This window comes from Actinomadura vinacea, assembly GCF_039532545.1.
GTDB classification, from domain to species: domain Bacteria; phylum Actinomycetota; class Actinomycetes; order Streptosporangiales; family Streptosporangiaceae; genus Spirillospora; species Spirillospora vinacea.
On sequence record NZ_BAAARW010000024.1, the window covers coordinates 329,876 to 338,814 of the forward strand.

Sequence of the window (8,939 nt, forward strand, 5' to 3'; positions counted from 1 at the left end):
CGAAGAACCCGGAGCCCCACGCCAGGGTGGCCGTGTAGCCCTCGACCCCGGCCTGCGCCGCGGCCAGCGCGCTGGGCCTGTGCGAAGTCAGGTAGTCGGTCGTGGCCGACGAGGCAACGGTGGTCAGTAGCGCCGTACTGATGGAGCCGCCGATTTGCTGACCGGTGTTGATCAGCGCCGAGGCGACGCCCGTGTCATCGCGGTGCAGGCCTGAGGTCGCCCCTGGAACGCGGTGGTCATCACCCCGCCGAGGCCGAGACCCAGCAGGATCATGCCGGGCATGATGTGGGCGGCGTAGGTGCTGTCCAGCTCGAGCCGGGTCAGCAGGGCCATACCGGCTGCGGCGACCAGGAAGCTGGCGCTGACGACGATCTTCGGGCCGACCTTGGGCAGCACCAGCAAAGACATCGTGGTCGACGAAACGACGACGGCCGCGACCATCGGCAGGAACGCCAGACCGGTCTTGATCGGCGAGTAGCCGAGGCTGGCCGCAAAGTAGTAGGTCAGGAACAGGAAGATCGAGAACATCCCCATGCCGATGACGAACACCGCCGCGAGCGAACCACCGCGGGTCCGGTCCAGCACGAGGCGCAGCGGCAGCAGCGGATGCGCGACCTTGGACTGCAGCCATACGAACACCACGAGCAGCACCGCGCCGACGATCATGGAGCCGAGTGCGACCGGGTCGGTCCAACTGGTGGACTCTACGTGCGCGAACCCGTAGACGATGGCGAACAGCGCGGCGCTCACCACGACGATGCCCGGAATGTCGAGTTTGGGCTTCTTGGTGATCACGGGCTTGGCCAGCAGCAGCAATGCACCGATCAGGGCGGGGGCCGCGAAGGCGACGTTCACGTACATCACCCAGCGCCACGACGCCCATTCGGTGAGCATGCCGCCGAGCAGCAGCCCGATCGCGCCGCCCGCACCACCCAACGCACTGAAGATACCGAAGGCCTTCGCCCTTTCGGACGGTTCGGTGAAGGTCACGCTGAGCAGTGAGAGTGCCGCGGGTGCGAGCAGTGCAGCGAAGAGGCCTTGGGCCACGCGTGCCGCGACGAAGATCTCGAAGCTGGAGGCCGAGCCGCCGAGAATGGATGCGGCCCCGAAACCTGCCAAGCCGATCACGAAGAGGGTACGTCGGCCCAAACAGGTCACCGAGTCGGCCGCCGAGCAGCAGCAGGCTGCCGAACGCCAGGGCGTAACCCGTGATGACCCACTGCCGGCTGCCGTCGCTGAAGCCGAGGTCTTGCTGCGCCTCGGGCAGCGCGATGTTCACGACGGTCGCATCGAGCATGACCATGAGCTGTGCCATGCCTATTACGACCAGCACCCACCAGCGCACGGCATGTGAGCCGCGAAGGCCCTAGTCTGTCTTTCCGGAGGCGGGCGCCCCGCGGTCGATGCTGGTACTCATTTTTCCCCTTGCTTGCTGGGCATGGCTGAAAACCGTCTGGAAACAGATCGGTTTCTCACCAATGAAGGTGAGGCGAGCGGGTGACGGGCTGAGATCTCAGGGCTTCGAGATCATCGTGTGGCCGCTTTGGGGCTTCCCTCGGCGATCCTCTGGAGGGCCGCGTCGGTGTCCGCGGTGGCCAGCATCCTGTTGATGTCGGCGCCGGCCAGTGCGCCGGCCGCTGCGGAGGCCCCGACCTGGGCGGTCAGATCGGTGGCGTTGCCGGCCACCCACACACCCGGCACCTCGGTGGTGCCGGCGATGCCGGAGGCGAAACCGCGGCCCATGTTCGGCAGGTCCTGCACCGGCAGGCTCAGACCTTCCAGGCCCTGGGTGCGGGCCTGGAAGGGCGCGGCGACCGCGAGGACGCGGCGGGCCACGATCTGGCCGTCGGCCAGGCGCACTCCGGCGAGTGCACCGTCCTCGTCGTTGACGACCTCGGTGACCGGGGTGTCGATGACGCGGATGCCGCGGGCGGCGAAGCGGACGCGGCTGTCCTCGTCCAGGTCGGTGCCGTGGGTGAAGTAGGTCAGGTCCTCGGTCAGCTGACGGAACAAAAACGCGTGGCCGATGGAGACCGGTCCGGTGGCGAGGATACCGATGGGCTCATCGCGCACCTCCCAGCCGTGGCAGTACGGGCAGTGCACCACACTGTGCCCCCAGTGCTCGGCGAGCCCGGGCACCTGTGGCAGCACATCCGTGAGGCCGGTGGCCACCAGGATGCGGCGGGCGGTGATGCTGCGGCCGTCGGCCAGGGTGACGGTGAACCGCAGGTCCCCGTCCGCCGACGGGGCGGCGGACTCGGCCGAGACCACCTCGCCGAACACGACGCGTCCGCCGTACTGGCGCACCTGCTCCCGGCCCCGTCGAAGGATCTCGGGCGGCGGGGTGCCGTCCAGGGCGAGGAGGCCGTGCACGGCCTTCGCGGGCGCGTTGCGCGGGGAGCCGCTGTCGATCACGACGACCGAGCGGCGGGAGCGGGCGAGGATCAGTGCACCGTTCAGCCCCGCGGCGCCCCCGCCGATCACCACCGCGTCGACGGTCCCCTCGGCCAGTGCGTCGCTCGCGTACGGAGGAGTCGCCACAGCCATGGCCTCCTGCCTTTCCTTGTCAGTCATGGTTCGGTCAGCCCTTCGAGTTCTGGGTGGTCGGAGAGGGGTCAGCCGTTCAGGAAGCCCAGGATGTGGTCGGCGACCGTCTTGGGCTGTTCGAGGTGCAGGAAGTGCCCTGCGCCGGGTATGACGATGCGTTCGAGGCCGTTCGTGAACAGGTCGTCCATGCCGTCGCTCAACTCCACGGAGATGCAGTTGTCGTCGGCCCCGTGGAGGTAGAGCGACGGGACGGTGAGGCGCCAGGCGTGCACGCAGCCTGTCCGGTGAGCTCAGGACGGTTGTGTACTGAACAGTCAGAAACCTAGGCAGTTCTGTACTGAGTTGTCAAGTACGGCCGGTTTGATGTCGCATCTTTCTGAGTTGGAAGGATGCATGTCATGCCGAAGAGTTGGATCCCGAGCTGAGGGCCCGAGCCGTCGGCTGGTGCTGTAGCGCCGTGCCGAGTACCCGACCAAATACCGCGGCGGTGCTGACGGTGTCCAAGCAGGTCGGGGTAGGCAGAAGTTCGTTGTGGCGCTGGGGCGCCCAGGCCGAGATTGACGGCGGCGAGGCGCCCGGGGTCACGATCGAGGAGAACGAGGAGATCCGCCCCCTCCCGCCGTCCGCAACAACGCCATGTCAGAGTCCGCCCCGCGCCGCCCATCCCGGTGGTCTCGCCGCGAGGGTCGAGTGATCCGCTACTCGGCCCATGCCGCGATCCGTTCCGCGATCGCCTCGGGGGCCTCGATGTGCAGGAAGTGACCGACGTCGGGGACGACCTCCAGCGCGTGCGGGGCGGCGAACCGATGTCGGTCGTCGACCTGCGGGGGGAGGATGCAGCCGTCGTCGGCACCGTGAAGCTGCAGCAGGGGCACCGCGATCGGCTGAGACAGGCGGCGCGTCGCCCCAAGCATGCCGGGTCGCAGCATCGCCCGGTAGTACTTTAGAGGCGCGGGCATGCTCGCCCGCAGGTGCTCGTGTAGCTCCGCCTGGAGAGCTGGATCGAGCGAGAGGCTGGGCGACCACTGACGCCAGAGGCGGTCGATGAGGGCGAGATCGCGGGCGGTGACCATCCAGCCGCTTCCCGGCAGTTGAAAGAGCCCCATGTACCAGCTCCGGCGTAGCTGAGCGGGGCGCGGCCGGCTCAGGAACGTGAGTGGGTGGGGGACTGCGAGCGTGACCGCGCGTTCGATCCGCTCCGGCGCGGTGACGCAGGCATCGTATGTGATCAGGGCGCCCCAGTCGTGGCCAACCAACTCCACGGCTCGCCCCGGAGACCAGCGGTCGATCAGTGCGAGCACGTCGCTGGTGAGGGCTGCGAAGTCGAACGGCCCCGCGGTCGGGGACGGCGCGTAACCGCGAAGCCAGGGTGCGACGACGTGACGTCCGCGGCGGCCGAGCTCGGCAAGGAATGGCTTCGCGGTCGGCGGATGGTCCGGGAAGCCGTGCAAGACGAGCGTCGGTTGACCATCGGGATCACCACCCTGCAGCGCGTGAAAGGTGCCGTGTGGCAGGTCGAAGGTGACGTGTTCGAACTCCATGTGTGTCAGCCTTCTCCAAGAGCGGTCGGACGAGAGATGCTGATGCTGGCTTCGGTGTCTCTGGTTTTGGACATGTGCGTCTCCTCAGGCGCCGGGTGTACTGCGGGGTCAGCCGGCCAGTCGGTTGAGCTTGCGGATTTGTCTGTTGAAGGCGCGCGAGGGCACGATCCGGCGCAGGACGCTGACGCGTCCGGCCATCGAGCCGGCGGTGTACCGGAGCTTGGGCTTGGAATCGGTGGAGGCCGCGACGATCACCTTCGCGACAACGTCCGGGTCGTCGGCGTTGCGCAAGGCCGTGGCCAGCACGTCTCGGGAGACCTCCCGCTGTGCGGCGTAGATCGGCAGGGGCGAGTCGGGTGCCATGCTGCTCGCCTCGAAACCCGTGCTTGTGTAGGCCGGCTCGATCAGCAGCATCCGGACGCCGTGCTCGCGAAGCTCGTGGTCGACGGACTCGGAGTAGCCCTCGATCGCATGCTTGGTGGCCGCGTAGATGGCCATGAAGGGGGCTGGGATCAGACCGAGTACCGAGGAGACGTTGACCACGCGGCCACTGCCCTGGGCGCGCATGTGGGGCATCACTGCGTTTGTCATCCGAATCAGGCCGAAGACGTTGATGTCGAAGACCTCCTTGGTCTGGTTGATCGAGCTCTCCTCGCCGGCGCCGACCGCGCCCACGCCTGCGTTGTTGACCAGGACGTCGATCCGGCCGAACCGCTCGATCACCTCCTCGACCAGGGAGCGGACCGACTCGTCGCTGGCCACGTCGAGATCGAGGAACGTCACCCCGGCGAGCGGCTCGGCGTTCGCCGCGTTGCGGCTCGTGCCGACCACCGCGAAGCCGGCGCCCACGAGGGCGAGCGCCGCCGCCCGCCCGATCCCGGAGGAGGCGCCCGTCACGAGGGCCACTGGGGGAGCTGTCTGCATGTTGGTTCCTTCGGTTGTGGGCATGACTTTGTCGTGCGCTGTGCGGGGTCGCCCGCGCTGAGGCCGACACGGTCCGCCCCGGTCCTGCAAGCCCGGACCAAGCCTGTCCGGTGAGCTCAGGACGGTTGTGTACTGAACAGTCAGAAACCTAGGTAGTTCTGTACTGAGTTGTCAAGAAGGGCGGGGCGGCTTTACCTTCTGTGTATGGCGAGACCACGAAGCTTCGACCGCGACCACGTCCTCCATGCCGCCGAGCGGCAGTTCCGCGCCTCGGGCTACAACGGCACGAGCGTCGACGACATCAGCGCCGCCACCGGCCTGGGCCGCGGCAGCCTCTATGCCGCGTTCGACGGCAAGCACGGCGTGCTGCTGGAGGCGATGGCCGGGTACTTCGCCCGGCTGGGGCAGGGTCCGCGGAAGGCGCTCGCCGGACCGGACGAGGGCGCCCTGGAACGACTGCACGGGTACTTGCTCCGCGCCGTCCACGGGGTGCCACTCGCCGCCGACGTACCCCCCGCCCCTGACCGGGCGGCGGCGGCCTGCTTCGCCGCCAAGATGGCCCTGGAGATCGGCGCCTCCGACCCCGAGGTGGAACGCCTGGCCAACGACTGCTTCTCTGTGGTCGCGACGGCGGTGGCCGAGTGTGTGCGAGCGGCGCAGCGCAACGGCGACATCGACCCCGACGCGGATCCCGACGACCTTGCGTACCTTCTGCTGACCATCATCCGCGGGATCGATGTCGTAGGCGCGTACGGCCACAGTCCCGCCCGCCTGACCTCGATTGCGGAGAGCGCGTTCGCATTGTTGCCTCGCCCGCGCCACCGCTGAGAAGGGCACGGCCGGCCTCGTTGCACAGGCATCTGATGCGGTCGGCCCACTTCGACGCCGCGGAGGCATGGCCCGTAGGTTGACGCGCCGCCGGGCGGTCGTCTGGGCGGTTGGCGAAGAACTGCGCCCGCATCCAGTCGAGTTGCTCCACCGCATGCGCGGTGTCGCCGGGCTTGCACTGCACCGCCCTTGACCAGATCGAGCGCAACTACATCCGGGAGAAGACCCTGGAGGGCCAGGTGACCGCCGCGGCCAAGGGCAACCACGGCGGACGGCCGAAGGTCATCGACGACGACATGCTCACCTTCGCCCGCGCACTGAAGGGCAAAGGCGTCCCCGTCCCCGAGATCGCGAAGAAGCTGACCATCAAGACCGGTAAGAACGCCGGACAGCACCCCTCGGTCGCCTCCGTCTACCGCGCGCTCGCCGAAGCCGAGGAGACCGGCGCCCCGGCCGGGCCGGAGATCATCGCCCCGCGCCGGCCGACCCGGGTGGACCTCACCGGGCCCGGAAGCGGCACCACCGACGCGGCGGGCACGGTCGTTGAACAGACCGAGGACCAGGCGAACGACGTCGTGGCCGCGCTGCTCGCGCGTGCCCGACACCAAGGGGAGCACGCGTGATCCCGCTGCGCCGCACCGTACGAAGGGCCCGGGGCACTCGGAGCCGAACGCCCTGGCCAGGTCGGCCCCGTTCGGCCGCTGGCCCGATCCCCGCGAGGACGAGGGCCACGACGAGTCCGACGAGGAAGATCCGGCTCCGAAAATTACTCAGGGGTTACTTGTCACCTGGTTCGCCGCTCGTTAACGGCGCCCCAGGAACAACCCCTTGAACCGGACCGTGGTGATCTGCATGGCAAGGCGATGCGAATGCGTCGGCAGCTCCACGAACGACGCATAGGCCGCCCTCTGCTCATCAGACAAATCCACCGGCATAGCCCCGCAAAGTAGGACCGGCCCACCGGTAGTCAACTCACAGTATTCAATGCGTTACAAAGCGAACGTTCCAACCGCCCGCCAGGCCGAGATCATTCTCGGCGCCAACGGCGGTCCGCAGGTTCCTCGACCCCGGGTCCGGCCCGACGGTTTTCTCCCGGGTCAGGCGGGTGCGGGGCAGGTGGCGGGGTCGCGGTCGTCGCCGCCGCGTTCGGAGCGCACGTACTCGATGTAGCGCTCGATCTCGGCGGCGACGTCGCCGCCGTCCCAGCCCAGCACGGGCGCTATCAGCTCGGCCACGTGGTAGGCGGCGGCCAGGCCGCCGTCGCGTTCCTCCATCGCGATGCGGGTGCGGCGGGCCAGGACGTCCTCCAGGTGCAACGCGCCCTCGTGGGAGGCGGCGTAAACGACTTCGGCGCGCAGGTAGTCCTCGGCGCCGGGGATGGGCTCGCCCAGGGAGGTGTCTTGGGCGATGAGGGCCAGCAGTTCGGGCACGCACGACCCGTACCGGTTGAGCAGGTGCTCCACACGCGCCACGTGCAGGCTCGAGTCGGCGGCCAGATTGCGGCGGTCGTTCCACAGCACCTCGTACCCGACCGCGCCCAGCACGGGCAGGCGGGCGGTGACCGAGTCGGGCACGTTGCCGTCCAGGCCCTCGGCGGCGGCGTCGACCGCGTCCTGCGCCATCACGCGGTAGGTGGTGAACTTGCCGCCGGTCACCACCACCAGGCCGGGCACGGGCTCGGCGACGGTGTGCTCGCGCGACAGCCGGGTGGTGTCATCGGCCTCGCCCGACAGCAGCGGCCGCAGGCCCGCGTACACCCCCTCCACGTCCTGGCGCTCCAGCGGGACGCGCAGCAGCCCGTTGACCTGCTCCAGCAGGTAGTCGACGTCGGCGCCGTCGGCGGTCGGGCCCTCGGGGCCGTTCTCCCAAGCCGTGTCGGTGGTCCCGATGATCCAGTGCCGGCCCCACGGGATGACGAACAGCACGCTCTTGGCGGTACGGCTGATCAGCCCTGTGTGGAGCGCGATCCGGTCGCGGCGTACCAGCAGGTGCACGCCCTTGGACGCGCGGACGCTGAAGGCGGTGCGGGTGCCGGCCATCCGCCCGGCGCCGTCGGTCCACACTCCGGTGGCGTTGACGACCCGGCGGGCCCGTACGGCGATCTCCGCGCCGGACTCGGCGTCCAGCACGGCCGCGCCGGTCACCCGCTCGCCCTCGCGCAGGAACCCGGTCGCCTCGGTGCGGGTCGCCACGCACGCGCCGTAGTGGGCGGCGGTGCGGGCGACCATCATCGTGTAGCGGGCGTCGTCGACCTGGGCGTCGTAGTACTGGATGGCGCCGACCAGGGCGTCCGAGCGCAGTCCGGGCGCCTCGCGCAGCGCGCCGCCGCGGGTGAGCTGCTTGTGGCGGGGCATCACCCGGGAGCCGCCCATGCTGTCGTAGAGGGTGACACCCGCGCCCACGTAGCAGCGTTCCCACAGCCGGTGCTTGAGCGGGTACAGGAACGGCACCGGCCGCACCAGGTGGGGCGCCAGTCGGGTCAGCATCAGCGAGCGTTCCCGCAGGGCCTCGCGGACCAGCCCGAAATCGCGCTGTTCCAGATAGCGCAGCCCGCCGTGCACGAGCTTGCTGGACCGGGAGGAGGTCCCCGACGCCCAGTCGCGGGCCTCCACCAGCGCGACCGACAGGCCCCGCGATACGGCGTCCAGGGCGGCCCCGGCGCCGACGATGCCGCCGCCGACCACCAGCACGTCGAACTCGGTGTCGGCCAGCCGCTGGAGGGTGGCCTCGCGGTACTGCGGTCCCAGGGGTGTCGATGTCACCGAAATCCTCCATGGAGCCCGGTCTTCGGGCGGGGCAGGACAAGAGAAGACGATCCGTCGTGAGGCGGGGCCGGGTGCCGGTGTCCGGCCCCGCCTCCCGGTTGTCGGGGGACGGCGCCGTCAGTCGACGTCGACCCAGTCCAGGGTGCGCTGCACGGCCTTCTTCCAGCCGGTGTAGCCGCGTTCGCGCTGCCCGGCGTCCCAGGCGGGCTCCCAGCGGCGGTCCTCGTTCCAGTTGCTGCCCAGCTCGGCGGTGGACTTCCAGAACCCGGTGGCCAGGCCGGCGGCGTAGGCGGCGCCCAGTGCGGTGGTCTCGGCGACCACGGGCTTGGAGACC

The 8,939-nt window shown here is 69.4% G+C and carries 9 protein-coding genes and 1 pseudogene; 3 read left to right on the forward strand and 7 right to left on the reverse strand.

Going from position 1 to position 8,939, the window contains the following annotated elements:
- Positions 1-171 precede the first annotated feature (171 nt).
- Entirely contained in the window at positions 172-1,095 is a 924-nt protein-coding gene (locus tag ABD340_RS32980) for an MFS transporter (RefSeq protein WP_344594349.1), read from the reverse strand.
- Here ABD340_RS32980 and ABD340_RS32985 point away from each other — a divergent pair.
- Positions 980-1,354, forward strand: a complete 375-nt coding sequence (locus ABD340_RS32985) for a hypothetical protein (RefSeq protein ID WP_344594351.1) — start codon at positions 980-982, stop codon at positions 1,352-1,354. The two genes, ABD340_RS32980 and ABD340_RS32985, sit on opposite strands and share 116 nt — an antisense overlap.
- Positions 1,355-1,527: 173 nt before the next feature.
- On the opposite strand, the gene ABD340_RS32990 is transcribed toward ABD340_RS32985, so the two are convergent.
- The 4 genes from ABD340_RS32990 to ABD340_RS33005 all read right to left on the reverse strand — a co-directional run bounded on the left by ABD340_RS32990 (position 1,528) and on the right by ABD340_RS33005 (position 5,012).
- Complete coding sequence (locus tag ABD340_RS32990; protein WP_344594325.1) at positions 1,528-2,547, reverse strand: NAD(P)/FAD-dependent oxidoreductase; 1,020 nt, start codon at positions 2,545-2,547, stop codon at positions 1,528-1,530.
- Between the two features lie 68 nt (positions 2,548-2,615).
- Complete coding sequence (locus ABD340_RS32995; RefSeq protein ID WP_344594326.1) at positions 2,616-2,819, reverse strand: alpha/beta fold hydrolase; 204 nt, start codon at positions 2,817-2,819, stop codon at positions 2,616-2,618.
- Between the two features lie 426 nt (positions 2,820-3,245).
- The gene (locus ABD340_RS33000; RefSeq protein WP_344594328.1) at positions 3,246-4,088 is read right to left on the reverse strand and encodes an alpha/beta fold hydrolase; all 843 of its coding nucleotides are present in this window, start codon (positions 4,086-4,088) and stop codon (positions 3,246-3,248) included.
- Positions 4,089-4,196: 108 nt separating this feature from the next.
- Complete coding sequence (locus ABD340_RS33005) at positions 4,197-5,012, reverse strand: oxidoreductase (RefSeq protein ID WP_344594329.1); 816 nt, start codon at positions 5,010-5,012, stop codon at positions 4,197-4,199.
- Between the two features lie 204 nt (positions 5,013-5,216).
- Between ABD340_RS33005 and ABD340_RS33010 the strand changes: the two genes are divergently transcribed.
- Together ABD340_RS33010 and ABD340_RS33015 are read left to right on the forward strand one after the other, a co-directional pair.
- Positions 5,217-5,840: a TetR/AcrR family transcriptional regulator gene (locus tag ABD340_RS33010; protein WP_344594330.1), complete on the forward strand. Its 624-nt coding sequence runs from the start codon at positions 5,217-5,219 to the stop codon at positions 5,838-5,840.
- Between the two features lie 161 nt (positions 5,841-6,001).
- Positions 6,002-6,463: a serine integrase family protein gene (locus ABD340_RS33015; protein WP_344594331.1), complete on the forward strand. Its 462-nt coding sequence runs from the start codon at positions 6,002-6,004 to the stop codon at positions 6,461-6,463.
- A 474-nt stretch (positions 6,464-6,937) separates the two neighbouring features.
- On the opposite strand, the gene ABD340_RS33020 is transcribed toward ABD340_RS33015, so the two are convergent.
- Positions 6,938-8,602: a glycerol-3-phosphate dehydrogenase/oxidase gene (locus ABD340_RS33020; protein ID WP_344594333.1), complete on the reverse strand. Its 1,665-nt coding sequence runs from the start codon at positions 8,600-8,602 to the stop codon at positions 6,938-6,940.
- A 120-nt stretch (positions 8,603-8,722) separates the two neighbouring features.
- Positions 8,723-8,939 (reverse strand): annotated as a pseudogene (locus tag ABD340_RS33025) (glycerol kinase); the annotation flags it as partial.

What these genes read in the sequence shown, in the direction of transcription:
- ABD340_RS32990 (WP_344594325.1), bottom strand. Translation starts at nt 2,547, where the DNA reads ATGGCTGTGGCGACTCCTCCGTACGCGAGCGACGCACTGGCCGAGGGG.
- ABD340_RS33005 (WP_344594329.1), bottom strand. Translation starts at nt 5,012, where the DNA reads ATGCAGACAGCTCCCCCAGTGGCCCTCGTGACGGGCGCCTCCTCCGGG.
- ABD340_RS33010 (WP_344594330.1), top strand. Translation starts at nt 5,217, where the DNA reads ATGGCGAGACCACGAAGCTTCGACCGCGACCACGTCCTCCATGCCGCC.
- ABD340_RS33000 (WP_344594328.1), bottom strand. Translation starts at nt 4,088, where the DNA reads ATGGAGTTCGAACACGTCACCTTCGACCTGCCACACGGCACCTTTCAC.